Annotated in this window: 18 protein-coding genes and 1 tRNA gene; 9 read left to right on the forward strand and 10 right to left on the reverse strand. The window is 72.8% G+C overall.

Annotation, left to right across the window (positions count from 1 at the left end; all coding sequences use genetic code 11):
• Window positions 1–76: 76 nt before the first annotated feature.
• Window positions 77–1,087, reverse strand: coding sequence for a methyltransferase domain-containing protein (locus ACWGIF_RS26245; RefSeq protein WP_453501019.1), 1,011 nt, complete (start codon window positions 1,085–1,087; stop codon window positions 77–79).
• A gap of 100 nt (window positions 1,088–1,187) precedes the next feature.
• Here ACWGIF_RS26245 and ACWGIF_RS26250 point away from each other — a divergent pair, with 100 nt between their 5' ends.
• Window positions 1,188–1,592 (forward strand): globin, encoded by a 405-nt coding sequence (locus tag ACWGIF_RS26250; RefSeq protein WP_453501021.1) that lies wholly within the window; start codon window positions 1,188–1,190, stop codon window positions 1,590–1,592.
• A 28-nt stretch (window positions 1,593–1,620) separates the two neighbouring features.
• Here the strand turns inward: ACWGIF_RS26250 and ACWGIF_RS26255 are convergent, their stop codons facing one another.
• Genes ACWGIF_RS26255 through ettA form a run of 3 tightly spaced genes read right to left on the reverse strand, consistent with a single transcriptional unit; the run spans window position 1,621 to window position 4,488 of the window.
• Window positions 1,621–2,346, reverse strand: a complete 726-nt coding sequence (locus ACWGIF_RS26255) for a hypothetical protein (protein ID WP_453501023.1) — start codon at window positions 2,344–2,346, stop codon at window positions 1,621–1,623.
• The gene (locus tag ACWGIF_RS26260) at window positions 2,343–2,813 is read right to left on the reverse strand and encodes an acyl-CoA thioesterase (RefSeq protein WP_453501025.1); all 471 of its coding nucleotides are present in this window, start codon (window positions 2,811–2,813) and stop codon (window positions 2,343–2,345) included. The genes ACWGIF_RS26255 and ACWGIF_RS26260 overlap by 4 nt, the downstream gene beginning before the upstream one ends.
• A 10-nt stretch (window positions 2,814–2,823) precedes the next feature.
• Window positions 2,824–4,488, reverse strand: a complete 1,665-nt coding sequence (ettA, locus tag ACWGIF_RS26265; protein ID WP_453501027.1) for an energy-dependent translational throttle protein EttA — start codon at window positions 4,486–4,488, stop codon at window positions 2,824–2,826.
• A 218-nt stretch (window positions 4,489–4,706) separates the two neighbouring features.
• On the opposite strand from ettA, the gene ACWGIF_RS26270 reads away from it, so the two are divergent.
• Window positions 4,707–4,916 (forward strand): hypothetical protein, encoded by a 210-nt coding sequence (locus tag ACWGIF_RS26270; protein ID WP_453501029.1) that lies wholly within the window; start codon window positions 4,707–4,709, stop codon window positions 4,914–4,916.
• Here ACWGIF_RS26270 and ACWGIF_RS26275 read toward each other — a convergent pair.
• The 5 genes from ACWGIF_RS26275 to ACWGIF_RS26295 form a co-directional block, all read right to left on the reverse strand.
• A complete protein-coding gene (locus tag ACWGIF_RS26275; RefSeq protein WP_453501031.1) occupies window positions 4,901–6,376 on the reverse strand; it encodes a phosphatase PAP2 family protein in 1,476 nt (491 codons plus the stop codon). The genes ACWGIF_RS26270 and ACWGIF_RS26275 overlap by 16 nt on opposite strands.
• 126 nt (window positions 6,377–6,502) lie before the next feature.
• Window positions 6,503–7,741 carry a thioester domain-containing protein gene (locus ACWGIF_RS26280; RefSeq protein WP_453501033.1) on the reverse strand — a complete coding sequence of 413 codons (1,239 nt, stop codon included), beginning with the start codon at window positions 7,739–7,741 and terminating at the stop codon, window positions 6,503–6,505.
• A 68-nt stretch (window positions 7,742–7,809) separates the two neighbouring features.
• Entirely contained in the window at window positions 7,810–8,217 is a 408-nt protein-coding gene (locus ACWGIF_RS26285) for a single-stranded DNA-binding protein (protein WP_453501035.1), read from the reverse strand.
• A 98-nt stretch (window positions 8,218–8,315) separates the two neighbouring features.
• Window positions 8,316–10,160, reverse strand: a complete 1,845-nt coding sequence (locus ACWGIF_RS26290; RefSeq protein WP_453501037.1) for a GTPase — start codon at window positions 10,158–10,160, stop codon at window positions 8,316–8,318.
• A gap of 4 nt (window positions 10,161–10,164) precedes the next feature.
• Entirely contained in the window at window positions 10,165–11,775 is a 1,611-nt protein-coding gene (locus ACWGIF_RS26295) for a dynamin family protein (RefSeq protein WP_453501039.1), read from the reverse strand.
• Window positions 11,776–12,107: 332 nt separating this feature from the next.
• On the opposite strand from ACWGIF_RS26295, the gene ACWGIF_RS26300 reads away from it, so the two are divergent.
• Window positions 12,108–12,180, forward strand: a tRNA-Arg gene (locus ACWGIF_RS26300).
• A gap of 251 nt (window positions 12,181–12,431) precedes the next feature.
• Here the strand turns inward: ACWGIF_RS26300 and ACWGIF_RS26305 are convergent.
• Window positions 12,432–13,313 (reverse strand): AfsR/SARP family transcriptional regulator, encoded by an 882-nt coding sequence (locus ACWGIF_RS26305; protein WP_453501041.1) that lies wholly within the window; start codon window positions 13,311–13,313, stop codon window positions 12,432–12,434.
• Between the two features lie 328 nt (window positions 13,314–13,641).
• Between ACWGIF_RS26305 and ACWGIF_RS26310 the strand changes: the two genes are divergently transcribed.
• The 6 genes from ACWGIF_RS26310 to cysD form a co-directional block, all read left to right on the forward strand.
• Window positions 13,642–15,846 (forward strand): TOMM precursor leader peptide-binding protein, encoded by a 2,205-nt coding sequence (locus tag ACWGIF_RS26310; RefSeq protein ID WP_453501043.1) that lies wholly within the window; start codon window positions 13,642–13,644, stop codon window positions 15,844–15,846.
• A 179-nt stretch (window positions 15,847–16,025) separates the two neighbouring features.
• Window positions 16,026–18,047, forward strand: coding sequence for a histidine kinase (locus ACWGIF_RS26315; RefSeq protein ID WP_453501045.1), 2,022 nt, complete (start codon window positions 16,026–16,028; stop codon window positions 18,045–18,047).
• Window positions 18,048–18,107: 60 nt separating this feature from the next.
• Window positions 18,108–18,728 carry a response regulator transcription factor gene (locus tag ACWGIF_RS26320; RefSeq protein ID WP_326590644.1) on the forward strand — a complete coding sequence of 207 codons (621 nt, stop codon included), beginning with the start codon at window positions 18,108–18,110 and terminating at the stop codon, window positions 18,726–18,728.
• 112 nt (window positions 18,729–18,840) lie between these two features.
• Window positions 18,841–19,617 (forward strand): alpha/beta fold hydrolase, encoded by a 777-nt coding sequence (locus ACWGIF_RS26325; RefSeq protein WP_453501047.1) that lies wholly within the window; start codon window positions 18,841–18,843, stop codon window positions 19,615–19,617.
• Window positions 19,618–19,789: 172 nt separating this feature from the next.
• Complete coding sequence (gene cysC / locus ACWGIF_RS26330) at window positions 19,790–20,389, forward strand: adenylyl-sulfate kinase (protein ID WP_453501049.1); 600 nt, start codon at window positions 19,790–19,792, stop codon at window positions 20,387–20,389.
• The coding region (cysD, locus tag ACWGIF_RS26335) for a sulfate adenylyltransferase subunit CysD (RefSeq protein ID WP_453501051.1) at window positions 20,386–21,038 on the forward strand (653 nt) is incomplete at its 3' end. The genes cysC and cysD, both read left to right, overlap by 4 nt.

Consider the following 21,038-nt stretch of genomic DNA (forward strand, 5'->3'; position numbering starts at 1 on the left):
CTTCCAGCGCGCAGGCAGGCGATCCCGGTCCGGTCGCCACGTCGCCGGTCACCCCGGCGGCGGCGGGGGAGACTCTCTACCGGCTTCCGGGAGGTCCACCCAGGGGCCACACGTAAGGTCCCTGGGGGTCGTCCAGCCAGGACCACTGGCCCTGCGCGCTGACCGAGACCCCGAAGCGCTCGCGGGCGGGGCGGCCCTCGCGGCGCCACAGGTCCAGGGCTTCGCGGGGGTGCAGGACGCCCGCGGTCAGGACGAGCATGAACTGGAAGCGCTCGTTCTCCACCAGCTCGTACGGGAGCCCGTACGAGACCCCCGAGGGGTCGGGCGGCGGCGCCGCCGTGGCGCCGCGCAGGGGGACGAAGTACGCCGAGGTGTGCAGGAAGTTGCCCTCGGCGAAGTCCGGGTCCCGCACCGTGAGCGCGATCAGCCCGGTCGACAGCGGGGCCAGGATCCGCGCCCCCGGCCTGCACTGGCCGAGCCAGGCGTGGGGGATCAGCGGCAGCGTGCAGGTCACCATGATCCGGTCGAACGGGGCCCGGGCGGGGCAGCCCCGCGCGCCGTCCCCGGTGACCACGGCCGGGTGGTAGCCGAGCTGGGCCAGGTGCGCCCGCGCGGACTCGGTGATCTCCTCGTCCAGGTCCACGGTCGTGACGTGCTCCTCGCCGAGCCGGTGGCAGAGCAGGGCCGCGTTGTAGCCGGTGCCCGCGCCGATCTCCAGGACGTCGTCGCCGTCGCACACGTCGAGTGCGGCCAGCATCTTCGCCATCAGGGACGGCTGGCTGCTGGAGGAGACCAGCCGGCCGTCGCGCAGCCGGGTCGCCAGCGGGGTGTCGGCGTAGACGCCGCGCAGCCAGCGGGCCCGGCGCTCGGGGTCGGGGTCCTCGGCCCAGAGCCGTTCGTCACCGGCTCCGCGGCCCGTCCAGAAGTAGGGGACGAAGACGTGCCGGGGCACGGCGGCGAACGCCGCCCGCCAGCGCGGGTCGTCCAGCACGCCGGCGGCGGCCAGCTCCCGCACCTGGGCGGCGTGCGCGGTCTCCCGCAGGTCGCGTGCCTCGGTGCGTGCGGTGCGTGCGGTGTGTGCACCCATGCCTCCACTGTCCTGCGCGCGGCCCCCGGGTGCGAGCGCGAGGCCCTCGAAGAGTCCTAGGACCCCGGTCCTCCGTCCGGGCGTCTGAGACGATGGTCGGGTGAATGAGATTTCGCGGGGCACCCTTCAGGAGCAGACCTTCTACGAGCAGGTGGGTGGCGAGGACACCTTCCGCCGCCTCGTGCGGCGCTTCTACCAGGGAGTAGCGGAGGACCCGCTGCTGCGCCCGATGTACCCGGAGGAGGACCTGGGCCCCGCCGAGGAGCGGTTCACGCTGTTCCTGATGCAGTACTGGGGCGGTCCGACCACCTACAGCCAGCACCGGGGCCACCCGCGCCTGCGGATGCGGCACGCCCCGTTCCAGGTGGACGCGGCGGCCCACGACGCCTGGCTGAAGCACATGCGGGTCGCGCTGGACGAGCTGGGCCTGGCGCCGGAGCACGAGGCGCAGCTGTGGAAGTACCTGACGTACGCCGCCGCGTCGATGATCAACACGGCGGGCTAGGGCGTCCGGGCCTCATCGGGCCCGAGGATCAGACCGGCCGGACCTGGAGGGCGCCCAGTCCGCCGGTGGCGCCGGGGCGGCGGGTGGCGACGGACCCGTACGGGGTGCGCAGCCGCAGCCAGCTCCCGGCGGAGAGCAGCGCCACGGGGGCCGGGGCGGGGGCGGCGGGGCCCGGGGCGGCCGCAGGGGCGGGCACGGCGGCCCGTACCGGCCGCAGGAAGCCCAGGGATTGCGCGGCGTGCACGGCGCGCAGCGGGAGTTCGGTGTCGCCCAGGGTGCGGGACCAGATCTCGCGGCCGATGCGGTCGCGCTCGGACCGGGTCCGGTGCTGCACGGGCAGGGCCTCGTCGCGGGTCCGGAACTCGGCGACGGCGGCCGCGACGGCCTGCCCGATCTCCTCGGGGCCGGGCAGCCCCGGCAGACGGCGCCAGCCGCCGCGGGGCGGGAGCACCCCGGTCCAGGGCGGTCCGGTGACGGCGCCGGGCACGGTGGCCGCGGCCGAGGCCTCGTCCACGGACTCCAGGAGCTCGCCGGCGGACACCGTCAGGTCCAGCGGCGCCGTGACGGGCACGGCGAGCCGCACCGTACGGATGGCCAGGACCTCGAAGGACGGCGGCCGCCCGAAGACGGCGAGCGCGCCGCCGCCCGCCTGGAGGCGGACCGCGGCGGCGCGGTCGTAGTGCACCAGCCGGCCCAGGAAGGCGGCGAGGTCCGCCGCCTCCCCGGAGTCGGCGAAGCGCAACTGGTCGGTCATGCCGCGAGGCGTCCTTCCCGGGCCGTGCCGGAGACGGACGCGGGTTCGTCGAGGTACTCCTCCAGGAAGCGCCTCTCCTCGGCCGTGATGCGGCGGGGCCGCCCCGCGGCGAGGTCGTAGGGCACGACCACGGTCTCGGCGCGCACGTAGACCGTTTCGGGCGTGTCCTCGGTCGCCTCGTCCTTGACCTCGTAGCGGATGGTCAGGGACGCGGCGCCTATCCGGGTCACCCAGGACTCGATGAGGACCGGCTCGTGACGGTGCACGAGGGGCAGCTTGTAGTCGATCTCGTGGCGGGCCACGACGGACCCGCCCGTGAAGGACTCACTGCCCTCCCCCGGCGCGAGGCGGAACATGAAGTCGATACGCGCCTCCTCCAGATAGCGGAGGAAGACGACGTTGTTGACGTGCCCGAAGGCATCCATGTCCGCCCAGCGCAGTGGGCACCGGTAGTGATGTCTGGCCATGGTCTCCGACCTAGCCCCGGGTGAGCTTCTTGTAGGTGGCGCGGTGCGGACGGGTGGCGTCCGGGCCGAGCCGCTCGACCTTGTTCTTCTCGTAGGACTCGAAGTTGCCCTCGAACCAGTACCACTTGGAGTCACCCTCGTACGCGAGGATGTGCGTGGCGACCCGGTCGAGGAACCAGCGGTCGTGGGAGATGACCACGGCCGCACCGGGGAATTCGAGGAGCGCGTTCTCAAGCGAGGACAGGGTCTCGACGTCGAGGTCGTTGGTGGGCTCGTCGAGGAGCAGCAGGTTGCCGCCCTCCTTGAGCGTCAGGGCCAGGTTCAGGCGGTTGCGCTCACCGCCGGACAGGACCCCGGCCGGCTTCTGCTGGTCCGGACCCTTGAAGCCGAAGGCGCTGACGTACGCGCGGGACGGCATCTCGACCTGGCCCACGTTGATGTAGTCCAGCTCGTCCGACACGACCGCCCAGAGGGTCTTCTTGGGGTCGATGTTGGCGCGGGACTGGTCGACGTAGCTGATCTTGACGGTCTCGCCGACCTTGATGGCTCCGGAGTCCGGCGTCTCCAGGCCCTGGATCATCTTGAACAGCGTGGTCTTGCCTGCGCCGTTCGGGCCGATGATGCCGACGATGCCGTTGCGCGGCAGGGTGAAGGAGAGGTCGTCGATGAGGACCTTGTCACCGAAGGCCTTGGAGAGGTTGTTGACCTCGACGACGATGGACCCGAGGCGCGGGCCCGGCGGGATCTGGATCTCCTCGAAGTCCAGCTTCCGCATCTTGTCCGCTTCGGCCGCCATCTCCTCGTACCGGGCGAGACGGGCCTTGGACTTGGTCTGACGCCCCTTGGCGTTGGACCGCACCCACTCCAGCTCTTCCTTGAGGCGCTTCTGGCGCTTCTCGTCCTTGCGGCCCTCGACCTTGAGACGGGTGGCCTTCTTCTCCAGGTAGGTGGAGTAGTTGCCCTCGTACGGGTGGGCGCGGCCGCGGTCGAGCTCCAGGATCCACTCGGCGACGTTGTTCAGGAAGTACCGGTCGTGGGTGACGGCCACGACGGCACCCTTGTACTGCGAGAGGTGCTGCTCCAGCCAGTTCACCGACTCGGCGTCGAGGTGGTTGGTGGGCTCGTCGAGGAGGAGCAGGTCCGGGGCCTCGATCAGCAGCTTGCAGAGCGCGACGCGGCGCTTCTCGCCACCGGAGAGGTTGGTGACGGGCCAGTCGCCGGGCGGGCAGCCCAGGGCGTCCATGGCCTGCTCCAGCTGGGCGTCGAGGTCCCAGGCGTTGGCGTGGTCCAGGTCTTCCTGGAGCTTGCCCATTTCGTCCATCAGCGCGTCGGTGTAGTCGGTCGCCATTTCCTCGGCTACCGCGTTGAAGCGCTTCAGCTTGCCCATGATCTCGGCTGCGCCGTCCTGGACGTTCTCCAGGACGGTCTTCGACTCGTCGAGCTTGGGCTCCTGCATCAGGATCCCGACGGTGTAGCCGGGCGACAGGAAGGCGTCGCCGTTGGACGGCTGCTCGATGCCCGCCATGATCTTCAGAACGGTGGACTTACCGGCACCGTTCGGGCCGACCACACCGATCTTGGCTCCGGGCAGGAAGTTCAGGAAGACGTCATCGAGGATCACCTTGTCGCCGTGCGCCTTGCGCGTCTTGCGCATGGTGTAGATGAACTCAGCCAAGAGAAACCGTCCGGCAGATCGATGGTGGGCAGATACACCCCATCTTGCCGTACGTCCATACCCGCGGGCGAATGGGTAGGTCAGAGCCCTTGAGCTGGGGCGCCGCCGGAGGCGGTCCCACGCTCCGGTCAAAGCCGCGCGGGACGGCGTGACGGCGGACGCGCGCAAGCCCGCCCCTGGGCGGCGGGGAACAGGGCAGGATGATGCGGGAAGAGCTCATGAACCACTTGTGGCTCGTCCACAAGGGGGAGGTCACGTCGCAGGGCCGGACGGACCTGGAGGAGGCCCGGCACGCCATGCACGCGTCCTTCGCGGAGGCCCAGATGATCGCTTCCGACGCGGTGCCGGCGGAGCTGGACGCGATGACCCGGACCCTGTCGACCGCGTACAGCCTGACCATGCGCCTGCCGGGTCAGCGGGGGCGGTAGACCGTGAGGGCGTCGGGGATCTCGTCGAGGACGAGTGCGGACGGGGCCTCGGCGTATTCGCCGTCGTAGGCGAACGGGGTGCCCGCGGGGATGTCCCCGATGCGCAGGCTGCGCAGGCGGGTGGCGGTGTGGACCGGGGACCGGCTCAGGGGGCCCGCGAGGGCGGCGGCCAGCAGCCGGGGGCCGGGGCGGCCGCCGCCGTAGACGAGCCGGAGGTCGAGGAGGCCCTCGCCGAGGCTGTCGCGGCGGCGGGGGGTGGGGCCGGTGCCGTGGTAGGTGCCGTTGCCGGCGAAGAGCAGCCACACGGACCGGGGCCGGCCGGCCAGCCGCAGCCGTACGGGCCGCTGGGCGCGCAGCACCCGCCAGGCCGCCAGCAGCGCGGCCGGACCGCCGCCGATGCGCGGGCCCCAGCGCAGCCGGTGGCCGAGCAGCTCGGGGTAGGCGCCGATGCTGAAGTTGTTCAGGAAGTAGCCGGACTCGCCCCCCGGCCCGGGGGCGAAGCGGCCCACGCCGACGCTGACGGCCTGGCCGCGGGCCAGGGCCCGGCAGGTGTCCTCGGTCCCGGCGAGGCCGAGGTCCATCGCGAAGTGGTTGAGGGTGCCGCCGGGGAACACGGCCAGCGGCACCCCGGCCCGCAGTGCGGCGGTGGCGGCCGCGTTGACGGTGCCGTCCCCGCCGCAGACCCCGAGAACGGTGGCCCGCGCGGCGGCCGACGCCAGCGCCGCGGGCAGTTCCGAAGCCTCGCACGTGATCACCTCGGCCTTGGGGAGCCGGTCGCGCAGCACGTCGAGCCCCGCGGTCGCGGCCGTCCCCGACCCGCTGTTGACCACCACCGTGAGCCCGGACCCGTCAGGCAGGGCGGGGACGCCGGTGGCCGTCCGCTCGTCGCCCGGCACGACCCGGGCCTCCTGCGCGTCCTGCGCGAGGCGGCGTACGACGAAGGCCGCGGTCACCCCCAGTGCCGCTCCCGCGAGCACGTCGGAGGGGTAGTGCACGCCGGTGTAGACCCGGGAGAACGCCACGGACGCGGCCACCGGAGCCAGCGCGGCCCCCCAGCCCGGGGACTGCAGGGCCAGCCCGGCGGCGAAGGCGAAGGCCGACGCCGAGTGCCCGGAGGGGAAGGAGGTGGTCTGCGGCTGCGTGGCCAGCAGCCGCACCGTCGGCACGCCGTCGAGCAGCGGCCGCGGCCGGCGTACGGACCATTTGCCGACGGTGTTGATGGTCGCGGAGGCCAGCGCCAGCGAGGCGACCCCGCGCACGGCGGCCTTTCGGGCACCGGCCGATCCGAAGGCGGCGATCGCCGCGGCGGCCCCGCCCCACAGCACGCCGTGGTTCGCGGCCCGCCCGAGCCTTGGCAGCACCCGGTCGGCCCCGGGCCAGTGCCGCCGCGCCACCACGTCGAACAGTCGGCGGTCCCATCGTGCGAGGACGCCGGTCCAGGTCAGTTCCTGATCAGCCATCTCCTGCCCCTACCCCGGGCGGCGGATCTGAAATCGGTCCCCCGGCCAGCCGGCCCATCCGACTCATCCGACCCGGCCGACCCGGCCGGCCCATCCGACCCGGGCCGGGTCGGCCGGGCTCGGCCCTCAGTCCTCCTCGTCGAGCGGGCGCTTGCGGAGCAGCAGCACCACCAGGCCGCCGAGGACCACCAGCCCCACCGCGAGGGAGGCGATGACCGGGGTGGCCGCCGAGCTGCCGCTGGTCGCCAGGCGCTCCTCCTCCGGGGAGGTCGCCGCGACGGCCGCGGACGGCGCGCCCAGCGCCTCCACCGCCGACCCGGCGGTCGTGTCCCGGGCCGTGCCCGCCCGGGTCACCGGGGGCTGCGGCCAGAGCGCCGTGGCCGTGGCGGCGGCCGCGGACTCGCTGGAGCCGGCCACGATCTGCGCCTGAGCCGGGACCCCGCTGGTGAAGACCCGTCCGACCGGCACCTTGGTCGCGCCGTGGACGGTGACCGAGGCCGTCCCGTCGGGGGTGCCCTCGGGTACTTCGAAGTACAGCCTGCTCCCGTTGACGGCGGTGTCCAGCGGCCGCCCCTCGGCGTCGACCACCCTCACCCCCATCGCGACGGCGGCCGCGTCCGGGACGACCGACACGCTCCGCGCTCCGGTCCGCACGGTCACCGGGCCGAGCCGGGTGCCCACCGCCCCCGACACGTCGCCCGGGTCCAGCCCCAGCGAGGCCGGCGGCTCCGGCAGCTGCCGCGCCGCCCGCTGCAGGTAGTCGGCCAGCTTCTCCGCCGCCGGGTCCGTGGCCTCGACCCGCACCCCGTCCGCCAGCCGCCAGATCGCCACCTGGGTCCCCGCCGCCGCACTCTCCGCGGTGAGCGCGGCGGCCCCGGCCGCCTTGGCGAGCCCGGCCAGGTCGTTCAGCTGCGGATAGGAGTGCTCCAGGACCCAGCGGATCCGGCCCGCCTCCCCGTTCCCGGCGAGGGGGCTGCCGCCCCAGCCGCTCTCGGTGTACCGGGCCTGCGGCTGGGCGTTGCCCGCCACGCCGACCCCGTACGTCTGGAGCATCCCGCCGCCGTCGACGCGCATCTCGTAGAGCCCGGCCGGGATGTTCCGGACCGAGCCGTCCCCGGAATGGAGGACTGCCTGCCCGTAAGTCTTCAGCCCGTCGAGCACGGCGCTCGCGCCCTCGGGTGACCGGGAGGCGGCCGGACCGGAGTCGGCGGCCGCCCTTGCGCCGGGCGCGGTGGCGAGGGCGGCGGTCAGCAGGGCGACCGCGAGCGGCCGGCGCGCGGAGGCCCGTACCGCCGCGGGAGGTTCGGGAGCGGCAGGCGCAGGAGTGGAATCGGGAGCGGAGGATGCGGGAACGGCAATCGACACAGTCTTCCCCTTCGGGCCAAAGACCCAGGTGCCCGTGAGTACCGGGGAATCCTAACCGCCTCGAACACTCAGACCACCGCCGCCTTCTGAGTGGCCATCAGCGGCGTGTCCGTTTTCACCACGCGCCGGAAGGCCGCCGTGCCGCGGGTTAGGTCGTGCCCGATGGCGGTCGCGTCGATCTCCGCGGAAACCCACCGCTTGCCCTCTCCGTCGGGCGGGTCCTCCCGGACGCGCAGCCGCCCGTGCACCACCAGCGGTTCGCCGACCGATACGGAACCGGCGAGGTTCACGGCGAGCGTGCGCCGCGCCCACACGGTGTAGAAGCTGGTGGTCCCGTCGATCCAGCCCTCCTTGCGGCGGTCGAAGTACCGCGGCGTCACCGCGAAACGGAAACGCGCCGACGGGCCGTTCACCGTCTCCTTGTAGTCGATCTGCGTCGCCACGCAGCCCACCAGCGTCACCTGGGTGTCGTTCATACCGGCCGCCCTCCCCCTGGATCGGGCCCGCACGGACCATCCGTACGAGCTACGACCCATGCTGGGGCGGACCGGCGATCCCCGCTCCGGCCTGTGGATTACTGGCGGGTTGTGGACAACCGGCTCCCCCCTGCGGCCACTGCGGCGTACTGCTCCCGCACCTCCCGGTAGCGCAGCAGCTCCGCCGCCACCGGCTCCAGCACCCGGGCCCGTCCGCAGCCGGCCGCCGCCTGCCGCAGCCTGCGCTCCGCGTCCTGCCCGTACCGCCGCGCCGGCCCCCGGGCCGCGATCGAGCAGGCCCATTCCACGAGCGGCCCGCCGATGATGCCCGCCACCATCAGCAGCACCGGCGGCATCAGTTGCGGTTCCAGGACCCCGACGATCTGCCCGACCAGCCACAGTCCGCCGTAGATCTGCAGCAGGGTCATGGCCGCCTGCGCCAGCACCGCCGCCGGCCACCACGTGGGCCGCGGCGGTTTGACGCTCGGCACGGCGACCGCCGCGCCGAGGGTCACCGCGATCTCGTCCAGGGCCTCCGGAAGCTGGTCGGCGCCGCGCACCGCGGTCTCCCGGACCGCCTGCGCCCACGGCTCGGGCAGGCCGGCGACCGCCTCGTCGGCGACCACCCGTACGGCCTGCTCCACCCGCTGACGTGCGGTCACCTCCTCCTCGACCGGTGCCTCCGCGACCGCCTGGCCCCGGCCGCCGATCGCCGCCAGGGCGGCCAGGCCCGAGAGGGTGCGGGGCGCGCGTCGGCCTTCGTACCACCGCCACAGCCGCAACCACGGCGTCCCGCACGCCTTTCCCGCGTTGCGCCGCCAGGCGCGCTCGGCAGCCAGCCCGGCCGCGTAGGCCCCGACCGCCTCGGCGAGCCGGTCCTCGAACTCGGCGCGCGCCGCCTCCCCGATCTCCGGCGCGGAGTGCCGGTCGGCGACGTAGAGCGGCCGCAGCCGCACGGCCGCGCGGTCGACGTCTGCGGAGATGCGCCGGGTCGCGGCGCCCTTCTCCTGGGTGAACTGTCCGAGGAGTTCGCGCAGTTCCCCGACACCCTCCCCGGTCAGCGCGGACAGCCCGAGGACCGTGGCGCCGGGCTCGCCGTGTTCGCCGAGCGCGATGCCGTCCTCGTCGAGGAGCCGGCGCAGGTCGTCCAGGACGAGGTCGGCGGCCTCGCCGGGCAGCCGGTCCATCTGGTTCAGCACGACGAAGGTCACCTCCGCGTGCCCGGCCAGCGGCCGCAGGTAGCGTTCGTGCAGCACCGCGTCCGCGTATTTCTCCGGGTCCACCACCCACACCACGGCGTCGACCAGCGCCAGGACGCGGTCCACGTGATCCCGGTGGGCTCCGACCGCCGAGTCCAGATCGGGCAGGTCGACGAGGACCATCCCGCGCAGCGCCTCGGCCTCCGAGGTCTCGCGGGGCCGGCGGCGCAGCCGCCCCGGGATCTCCAGCCGGTCCAGCAGGCCGGCGGCCCCGTCCGACCAGCTGCACGCGATGGGCGCCGCGGTGGTCGGGCGGCGCAGCCCGGTCTCGGAGATCTGCACCCCGGCGAGTGAATTGAAGAGCGTGGACTTGCCGCTTCCGGTGGCTCCGGCGATCGCGACGACCGTGTGCTGGGGGGAGAGCCCGCGCCGCGCCGCCGCCTCGTCCAGGACCCGCCCGGCCTCGGCGAGGGTCTTGCCGTCGAGCCGGGTCCGGGACAGCCCGACCAGCTGGCGCAGCGCGTCGAGGCGCAGGCGCAGGGCCTGGCCCTCGGGGCTGAGCGGGGGCGCGGACGACTTGCCGCCGTCGCTGCCCGCGCCGGAGACGGCCCGGACGAGCGCCTCGTCGCCCTCGTCGCCGCCGTCGGCCCCGTCCTCCTCGCTCCCGTCGGCGGCCCGGGGGCGCGAGCGCGCGATCAGTCCGTCGTCCCAGCGGTCGTCGGTGCGGTCGGTCAGGGCGGTCACCGCGTCACCTCTCCTTCTGCAGTACGGACAGCGCGGCAATCAGCTCGGCCTGTGGTTCCGGGGTCACTCCGAGCGCCTCCAACGGAGCGAGGCGGCGGTCGCGTTCGCCGCGCAGCACCTGGTCGAGGTGGTCGCCGACCAGCTCCCCGCCCCGGTCGCGCAGCCGCAGGGCGGCCTGGGCGCCGATCCGTTCGGCGAGCCGCTCGCCCGCGGGCCGGGCCCGCTTGCCGCCGAGCAGGGAGGCGACGAGGAGGGCCGCCACGCCGTCGGGGTCCGGCGCGGGTTGCCTGTCGAGCTTGGCGACCTCCTCCTCGGCGAGTTCCTCCAGCACGCGCCGCCAGCGGCGTACGGCCATGCCGATGCGTTCCCCGGCCTCCCGGTCGGGCGCGGGCAGCGGCACGGCGCCGGCGGCCGGCTCGCGCCGCCAGACTTCGGCGATCCGTTCGTCGGCGGCGGCGACGGCGCACTGGAGCAGTGCGGCGAGGGACTCGGCGAGCGAGTCCAGCAGTTCGTCGGCGCTGGTGTCGAGCGGGTAGCCGCGCCAGCGGGTCAGAGCGTCCCCGGCCAGTACCGCGCCGTGGTCGAGGCGGCCGCGGACCCGCTTGCCCTCCCGCTTGTACGCGTCCTCGACGGCCGAGGTCAGCCGTACGGCGGCGGCGTACTGGGCGGCGACGGCGGAGGCGAGCTCCGGCATCCGGCGCCCGAGGGAGTCCAGCGCGCCGAGGGCGGTGCGCCCGACGGCGTACTGGCGGGCGGCCGGGTCCTGCGCGTGATGGGCGAGCCAGGCCAAGAGCGGGGCGACGGCGCTGGCCGGCAACAGCCCGCCCCCGCCGGCCGACTCGGGCAGCTCCGGGACGGTGAAGCGCGGTACGTCGCCCAGCCCGGCCTTGGTGAGCAGGGCCCCGTACTGCCGCGAGACCTCGGCGAGCACCTGGTGCGGAACGCGGTCGAGGACGGTGACGAGGGTGGCCTTGTACTGCTTGGCGGTGCGCAGCAGGTGCCAGGGGACGGCGTCGGCGTACCGCGAGGCGGTGGTGACCATCACCCAGACGTCGGCGGCGCAGATGAGTTCGGCGGCGAGGGTCCGGTTCTCGACCACGAGGGAGTCGATGTCGGGGGCGTCGAGGATGGCCAGTCCGCGCGGCAGGCTGGAGACGGTCTCGATCCGCATCTCGCGGGTCGCCTGAGCGGTGCTGCGGCCGCGGGCCCGGGACTTGGCGGCGGCGGGTGTGTCCTCCTCTTCGTGCGGCACCCAGACCCGCATCAGATCGGGCAGGACGCGCATTCCGGCGAACCAGTGGTGGTCATCCGGGTGGCAGACGAGCACCGGCGTGCGCGTGGTCGGACGCAGCACCCCGGCTTCGCTGACCTGTCGTCCGACGAGGGAGTTGACGAGGGTGGACTTACCGGCCCCGGTGGACCCGCCCACGACGGCGAGCATGGGCGCCTCGGGCGCCTTCAGCCGGGGTACGAGGTAGTCGTCGAGCTGCGCGAGCAGCTCGGCTCTGGTCTGGCGCGCGCGTGGAGCGCCGGGCAGGGGCAGCGGCAGACGCACGGACGCGACCCGGTCGCGCAGGGCGGACAGGGCATCGAGCAGCTGAGGCCGAACATCCAAGGTCACCACATGCGAAGAATGCCCAATTTAGGACTATTTTTGAAGCTTATACGTCCTCTGCGCGCCGATCGCGACTCCAGTGGGACAATCTGGGCACGGCGGACGAGTGGGGCGCAGGCATAACGAGTGCACAACACCAGGGGCGCCGCGGCGCAAAAGCGATGCGAGAATCGCACCTGCCTGCGATTATCGGGACCGCTTCACCGAACCTCCACATCGTGGCCCGCGAGTGAAGCAACCGGGACAAGGCAACCGGAGCCCTATCCTTGACCCGGCACGGACCGAAGTCCCACCCCCACCAGGGGCTCCAGGCCCACCACGGCCACCTTCCGGCCCCCGTAGCTCAGTGGATAGAGCAGGTGCCTTCTAAGCACTTGGCCGCAGGTTCGAGTCCTGCCGGGGGCACTCTCCACGTCCCACCCTCAAGCCCTCCCTCGCGGAGGGCTTCTCTGCAGCGTCCGCCGTCCGCCGTCCGCGCAAGCCGGCGCGAACCGTGGCGGCGGCGCAGGCCCTCCTCCTCGTGCTGTGCTCGCGCTGATCGAGCACAGCCTCGCGGACCTTGCTCCATACGCGCCGAAGACCGGTCCGGCGGGCAGCCCACCCTTCTCCCGTCCTGGCGGCGACCGGCACGCGGTCCGTGCCGAGGCCGTCTGGACCTAGACGCGTGCGAGACGGCTCGCGGCGAACTCCTCGGGGGACCACGACACGGACCAGACGTCCAGCGCCGGGGCCCCCGACAGGATCGCCGTCTGCAGGTTCTGCAGCCGCGGGCAGGGCTCGACGCCCAGCTCGTGGTTGAGCACGGACCTGAGGTGGTGGAACGCCTCCAGCGAGCGCCCGACCCGGCCCGCCCGGTAAAGGGCGATCATCAGGTAGGCGCAGAGGTTCTCGTTCATCGGGTTCCTCGCCACCACCCGCGTCAGCTCGCCCAGCAGGTCGGCGTGGCGCCCCAGGGCCAGGTCCGACTCGATGCGCCGCTCCAGCGCGCCGAGCCGGCTCTCCTCCAGCGACACCGCCTCGATCTCCAGGACACTGCCCTTGCGGACGTCCACCAGCGCGGGGCCCCGCCACAACTGCAGCGCCTGGCGCAGCTCCTCCGAGGCGCGGCGGTGGTCACCCGCCTCGGAGGCCGCACGCCCGGCGCGCACCCGGTACTCGAACACCTCGACGTCCGTCGTACAGGCGCCGTCTTCGAGGAGGTAGCCGTTGTGGCAGGTGCTGAGTATCTGCCGGACGCCCGGACGGCCCGAGTCTGCGGCCGCGAGCGCGTTGCGCAGCTGCAGCACGTAGGTCTGCAGGGTGGTGGCATGGCTGCGCGGGGGCCGGTCTCCCCACAACTCCTCGATGAGCGCCGGCACCGTGACGACCCGGCCCGCGTTCAGCGCGAGCAGAGCCAGCACCTGCCGCTGCTTGGGCGCGCTGGCCGTCACCGGCGTCCGGTCGAGATGCAGGGACAGCGAGCCGAGCAGCCCGATGCTCAGCGGTCCGGGGCGCTGCCCGGCATTGGCGGGGTCAAATCCTTTGGGGCCTTCGGACATTGCATTCCTCCAGGCATCGCACCTATCGATCTCGACTCCCAGCATGCCGAGACGGCCCCCGGTTGCCCACTGAGCTGCACATCTCTCCCATATGAAGAATTCATATGGGGAACGTGAATCAGCGCATGGCGCCCCGCAGTTGGCTCGCTGGAGACTTCGGTCACCGCAGCGACGACCGGCTGCGGATCAGAGGAGGCGGCAATGCAGATCAACTCCAGCTCCGACGACCTGATCATCGAGAACCTCGACGGCTCCGCCCTCAGCACGGACGACCCCACCGGCTGGTGCTTCATCCTGATTTCCGAGGCAGCGCGGTAGAACGGCGATGATGCGCGCCGACGAACGGCAGATCGGATTCCGCAGACATCTGCGGGCCGAGATCGTCCCGGGCGAGGCCGTCTACCTCATCTCGCCCCGGGGCACGACGGCCCTCTCCGGGAACGCCATCCAGAAGGTGGCCCCCCTGCTGGACGGCTCCCTGACCCTCGCCGAGCTGCGGGCGGCCGTGCAGATGCCGGCGAAGGAACTGGACGGCATGCTCGACCGGCTCGCCGCGGCGGGCCTCGTCGGCTTCCACACGGGCCCGCAGGACGCGGCGGCCGGAGCGTACTGGGATCTGGCCGGAGTCGGCTGCCCGGCGGACGCCGCGGTGAGCGTCGTCGCGTTCGGCGGGGCCGACGCGGCCGCGGCCGAACGCGCCTGCCGCGCCGCGGGCCTGTCCTGCGGCCCCGAGGCGCCCTTCACCCTGGTCGTCTGCGACGACTACCTCGACCCGGCGCTGGCCGAGTTCAACGCCGCCCGGCTCGCGGACGGCCGGCCGTGGCTGCCGGCCAAGCCGTACGGGGCGCAGCTGTGGATAGGCCCGGTCTTACGGCCGGGGACCGGGCCCTGTTGGTCCTGCATGGCCGTGCGGCTGCGCTCCCACCGGCGCGGCGAGACCCACGTACGGCGCGCGCTCGGCCTGGCCGGTCCGGTGCGGGTTCCGGAGGCCTCACTGACGGCGACCCGGGAGCTCGGACTGCAGACGGCGGCGCTCGAGGCCGCCAAATGGCTCGCGGGCCTGCGCGACGACAACCAGAGCGCCGTCTGGACGCTGGACACCCTGACGCTCAGCGCCACCCACCATCCCGTCTCCCTCCGGCCCCAGTGTCCGGACTGCGGCGACCCCGGCCTGGTCTCCGACCGCGCCCTGCGGCCGGTCCGCCCGGTCTCCCGGCCGAAGGGCGTCGCCGCCGGCAACGGGCACCGCGCACTGTCCGCCGAGCAGATGTGGGAGCGCTACGGCCACCTCGCCGATCCCGTCACCGGCATCGTCGAGGGAGTGGTCCGCGACCCGCGCAGCCCCTCGTTCCTGCACTGTTACAAGGCCGGCCCCAACCTGGCCCTGACCGACTCCGATCTCCGCTCGTACCGCGCCGGACTGCGCATGCAGAGCGGGGGCAAGGGGCGCACCGACCTGGACGCCAAGGTCAGCGCGCTGTGCGAGGCGGTCGAGAGGTACAGCGCGTCGCGCTTCCGTGACGAGGCGACGGTGCTGGGCAGTTACCTCGACCTCGCGCCCGAGGCCGTCCATCCGGGTGACTGCATGCTGTTCGACGAACGCCAGTACCGGGAGCGCGAGCGGTGGAACGCCCCGGGCATCCCCTTCCAGCACGTGCCCGAGCCGTTCGACGAGGACACCAAGACCGAGTGGACGCCGGTCTGGTCGCTCACCGGGGGCACCCACCGGCTCCTGCCCACCGACCTGCTGTACTTCGGCGGCGACGGCATCGCCTCGATCGTCGCCGACTCCAACGGCAACGCCGCGGGCGGCACCGTCGAGGACGCCATCCTCCAGGGCTTCCTCGAACTGGTCGAACGGGACGCCGTCGCCCTGTGGTGGTACAACCGGACCCGCCAGCCCGGCGTGGATCTCGACTCGTTCGACGACCCGTGGATCTCCGCCCTGCCCGACCGGTTCCGCGAACTGGACCGCACGATCTGGGTCCTCGACCTGACGGCCGACCTGGGCATCCCGGTCATGGCCGCGGTCTCGCACCGCGCGGGCGCACCGGCCGAGGACATCATGCTCGGCTTCGGCGCGCACCTCGACCCCGCCGTCGCGCTGAGCCGTGCCGTCACCGAGCTGGGCCAGATGCTGCCCGCCGTGACCGGCGGCTACGCGCCGGGGCTGCCCGGACACCTGCTCGACTGGCTGCGCGAGGCCACGGTCGCCTCCCAGCCCTATCTCGTACCCGACCCCGCGCGTCCCGCGCGCACCCGGACGGACTACGCGCACGTCCCGCGCGCCGACCTCCGCGACGACCTGGACCACCTCTGCGCGCTGGCCAGGAGCCACGGTCTCGAGGTGCTCGTGCTCGACCAGACCCGGCCCGACCTCGGGTTGCCGGTGGTAAAGGTGATCGTCCCGGGACTGCGGCACTTCTGGGCGAGGTTCGCGCCCGGCCGTCTGTTCGACGTACCCGTACGCCTGGGCAGGCTCGACTCCCCCACCCGTTATGAGGATCTCAACCCGATTCCGCTTTTCCTGTAGATCCGAAAGGCCGCCAATGGCAGTGATCTGACGCAGAAAAAGAAACCGGAAAATTGAAGATTGTGGTCATGACAAGCTGATGCTTCGCAGGTAAGATCACCGCGGTATTCAAGGGGCGGGTACGCGGGCGCTCGCCTGTGCCATCAGTCACCGCAGGTCGGACCGGGAGGCACGCGCCGATGCTCGACGCACTCCACGGGCACGGCCAGGAGGACGAGTCCGGGCTGCAGGCGCCGCGCATGGCGCTCCTGGTCACGCTGGGAGTCCTCGGCGGCCACACGCTCGTCACCGTGCTCGGCGTGCTCGACGAGGACCCGGGTCCCGCACGGCTGACGTTATTGGCCTTCTGTCTGGTCGCCGTCCTCGCCCTGCAGTTCGCGCACTCCACCCGGCGACCGCGTTCCTGGCCCGTCCGCGTCCGCGCCCTGACCCTCTGCGCCCAGGCCCTGGTCACCTATCCGCCGCTCGCCTGGCTCGGACTGCCGTGGGGCGCGATGGCCGGACTGCTCGCGGGCTCGGTGCTGCTGGCCGTGCCGGGCCGGCTCCGCTGGCCGCTGTACGCCGTGGTCACCGCGGGCATCGTCCCCGCCGTGGTCGCGATCGCCGGTCCGGGCGTCGCGGTCTACAGCATCGGTGCCACGCTGCTCGCCAGTCTCATCATCTACGGGGTCAGCTCGCTCTCCGGTCTGGTCGCCGAGATCCGCGACACGCGGCGCGCGCTGGCCGGAATGGCCGTCGTCCAGGAGCGGCTGCGGGTCGCCGGCGACCTGCACGACCTGCTCGGCTACAGCCTGTCGGCGATCGCACTGAAGACCGAACTCGGCTACCGGCTGCTCCCGTCCGCACCCGACCGGGCCCGGGCCGAGGTCGCCGAGGTGCTCGGCATCGCCGGCGAGGCCCTGGCCGACGTGCGTCTGGTGGCGACCGGCTACCGCGACATGTCGCTGGCCACCGAGACCGAGTCCGCGCTCTCGGTCCTGTCCGCCGCACAGATCGAGGCCGAGGCCGACCTGGCCTGCGGTGCGCTGCCGCGGGAGGTGGACACGGTGCTGGCCATCGTGCTGCGCGAGAGCGTCACCAACGCGCTGCGGCACAGCAAGGCGCAGCACTGCACGATCACCGCCACCCTGCAGGACGGGACGGCGTCCCTGCGGATCCGCAACGACGGCGTCGGGGACGGCAGTACGGACACCATCGCGGGCGGCGGCAGCGGGCTCGGCAATCTGACGACCCGGCTGCGCGGTGTCGGCGGTGATCTGACCAGCGGGCCGACCGGCGACGGCTGGTTCGAGGTCGCCGCCCACGCCCCCGCCGCCGCCCTGGCCGGTGACGGCCATCGCGAGCCGGAACCGGAGGACCGGGGGCGGGACGCCCGGAACTGGGCACCCCGGGTGGCGCGGAGCATGCTCGTGGCCGTGCTGGCGGGCTACACGCTCATCACCGTGATCAACGCCGCGCAGATCGCCGCGTCCGGGGCCGCCGCGCTCGCCTTCCTCGGCTGCTTCGCCGTCGTCGTGGCGCTGCAGGTGCTGCACTCGCTGCGCCGCGCGCGCACCTGGCCCCCGCACGTGCGGGCGCTCACGCTCGGGCTCCAGGCCGCGGCCACCTACGCCCCGCTGCTGTGGCTCGGCGGACCCTGGGGCTCCATGGCCGGATTCCTCGCCGGATCCCTGCTGATCACCGTGCCGGGGAAGCTTCGGCTGGCCCTGAGCACCGCCTCGGTCGCGCTCATCGTGCCGCTGGCCGCGGCCGGCGGCGCCCCGCTGTCCGACATCGTCTACCTGGCGGACTCCTCCCTGGTGGCGGGCCTGGTCATCTCCGGCTTCACCGCGCTGTACCGGCTGGTCACCGAGCTGCACGAGGCCAGGGGCGCGCTGGCGCGGCTGGCCGTCGCCCGCGAGCGCCTGATCGTGGAGCGCGAGCTGCACCAGGTACTCGGATCGAGCCTGTCCACGGTCACGATGAAGTGCGCGCTCATCCACCGGCTGCTGCCGCAGGCACCGGAGGCCGCCAGGGACGAGCTCACCACCGTGCTCTGCATCTCCCGTCAGGCGCTCGCCGACGTCCGGCTCGTGGCGCGCGGGTACCGCGGGCAGCTGGGCGCGCGCGACCTGTCCGAAAGCCGGGGAACGCGGCCGGAATTCTCCTCCCCGCCAGGGGACCCGCCGTCCACACTCCGAGAGGCGGACGCAGCGATCTGATATTTCATGGATAATTCTGGGGAATTGCACACCATTCGGGGGATGGTAAAAGGGGGATAGGTGGACAATCGGGGGATCAGAATTCTCCTCGCCGAGGACATGCACATGGTGCGGGGAGCACTGGTCGCGTTGCTCGAACTGGAGCCGGACCTGGAAGTCGTCGCCGTGGTGGACAGAGGTGATCTGATCGTCCCGACCGCACTGGAGTGCCGGCCGGACGTGGCGATCATGGATGTCGACCTGCCGAACATGGACGGCCTCACCGCAGCCGAGATGCTCCACGACCAGCTTCCGGCATGCCGCACGCTGATCATGACCGGACTGGGACGTCCCGGGTTGCTGCGCCGGGCCATGGCCGCGCGCGTCTCGGGTTTCCTGCTCAAGGACTCCCCGGCGGAGGGGCTCGCGCAGGCCGTCAGGGAGGTGGCCGCGGGCCGCCGGGTGATCAACCCTCAGATCGCCATGAGCGCATGGGACATCGGGGAGAACCCCCTGTCCGAACGCGAGATCGAGGTGCTCGGCATGGCCGCGCAGGGCGACGAGCCGCGGGAGATCGCCGCGAAGCTGCACCTGTCGATCGGCACGGTTCGCAACTACCTGACGACGACCGTGGTGAAGTTGAACGCCCGCAACCGGATTGATGCCGTCCGCATCGCCACCGAGGCCGGCTGGCTCTCGTGAGGGGCGCGGGCCGCCACCCGCGACCGGTCCTCGACCGGTGATCCACCGACGCGCTCGAAGATGCCGACATACGGCGAGGTGAGAGCACCTCCGGCGGCATGAGGAGTGCGTGATGCGCAAGGTCGTTTCCCGGGACGGCACGACGATCGCCTATGAGAAGGCGGGCGAAGGCCCGCCGATCGTGCTTCTCAACGGTTCGTTCCGCGATCACACCATCTTCGACGCCCTGGTGCCCGAGCTGGCACCGCACTGCACCACGTACGTCTACGACCGCCGCGGACGCGGCCAGAGCGGCGACTCCCCCGAGTACGCCGTCGAACGGGAGATCGAGGACCTCGAGGCGGTGATCCAGGAGGCCGGCGGCTCGGCGGTCGTGTTCGCCGGATCCACGGGCGCGAACCTGGCGATCGAGGCGGCGCTCGCCGGCGCCCCGATCACCAAGCTCGCGCTGCACGAGCCGTTCTTCCGGGTCGACGGATTCCCGAAGCCCGTGTGGAACTTCGCGAAGACGCTGCGGGTCATCCTGGCGGAAGACCGGCGCGACGAGGCGGTCGAGCACTTCCTCGGCGGATTCCTGGGCTTCACCCCCGACACGATCGCGGAGTGGCGCAAGGGCCCGATCTGGGCGATGAACGAGGCGAACGCCCACACCCTCGCCTACGACACGGAGATCTGCGGCGACTACAGCGTCCCGGTCGACCGGCTCGCCGGGTACCGGACCGAAGCGCTGGTCCTCAACAGCGACAGCACCAGCGCCTGGCTGCGCGCCGCGGCGCAGGCGACCGCCGCGGCCCTGCCCAACGGCCGGGGGATGGAGCTGCCCGGTTCCTGGCACCGGATCGACATGGACGTCCTCGGCCGGGTCCTGGCCGAGTTCGCCACCACCTGAGAGATCCCGCCACCCCGGCCGGACGGTCCTCGCCGTCCGCCGGGGGTGCGCGCCGTTCGGTTCAGCCGGCGGCCGGCGGGAGGGCGTGGTCCTCGCGGGACGGCCGGCTCGGACAAGGGCGCGCGCGGCCGTCCCCGACAGCCCGTCACCCCACTTTCAGGAGAACACCGCCGTGACCACAGCTCACGCCCTGGCCGCCGGGGCCACCGCGCAGGCGCCACCCGCCTGCGACCCCCGCGAGCGCGGCGCCACCGTGTGGCTGACCGGGCTGCCCAGCTCGGGCAAGACCACCCTCGCCTTCGCCCTCGCCGAGCGCCTGTGCGCCGAGGGCCACGAGGTCGAGGTGCTCGACGGTGACGAGATCCGCGCCTTCCTCTCCGGGGGGCTGGGGTTCACCAAGGAGGACCGGCACACCAACGTGACCCGGATCGGCTTCGTGGCGCAGAAGCTGGCGTCCCACGGCGTCAAGGTGCTGGCCCCCGTCATCGCCCCGTACGCCGAATCCCGCGCCGCCGTCCGCGAGCGGCACGCCGCCCACGGCACGGAGTTCCTGGAGATCCACGTGGCCACCCCCGTCGCGCTCTGCTCCGCGCGCGACGTGAAGGGCCTGTACGCCAAGCAGGCCGCCGGTGAGATGTCGGGTCTCACCGGTGTGGACGACCCGTACGAAGCCCCGGAGAACCCGGAGCTGCGTATCCAGACACAGGGCCGCTCGGTGGCCGAGTCCGCCGCCGAGCTGCACACCTTCCTGACCGAGAGGGACCTGGTATGACGACCGCGACCCGGAGTCCGATCGAGGCGTCGGAGAACCCCTTCGCGCTGTCGCACCTGGACGCCCTCGAGGCGGAGTCGGTGCACATCTTCCGCGAGGTGGCGGGTGAGTTCGAGCGGCCGGTGATCCTTTTCTCCGGCGGCAAGGACTCGATCGTCATGCTGCACCTGGCGCTGAAGGCGTTCGCGCCGGCGCCGGTGCCCTTCTCCCTGCTGCACGTCGACACCGGGCACAACTTCCCCGAAGTGCTGGAGTACCGCGACCGCGTGGTGGCGCGGTACAACCTGCGGCTGCACGTGGCCCGCGTCCAGGACTTCATCGACGACGGCCGGCTGTGCGAACGCCCGGACGGTACCCGTAACCCGCTGCAGACCGTGCCGCTGCTGGACGCCATCGGGTCCCACCGCTTCGACGCGGTCTTCGGCGGCGGACGCCGCGACGAGGAGAAGGCCCGCGCCAAGGAGCGCGTCTTCTCGCTGCGCGACGAGTTCGGCGCCTGGGATCCGCGGCGTCAGCGTCCCGAGCTGTGGCAGCTCTACAACGGCCGCCACGCGCCCGGTGAGCACGTGCGCGTCTTCCCGCTCTCCAACTGGACCGAGCTGGACGTCTGGCAGTACATCGCCCGCGAGGGCATCGAGCTCCCGGAGAT

It is taken from the genome of Streptomyces sp. NPDC054849 (assembly GCF_053610945.1).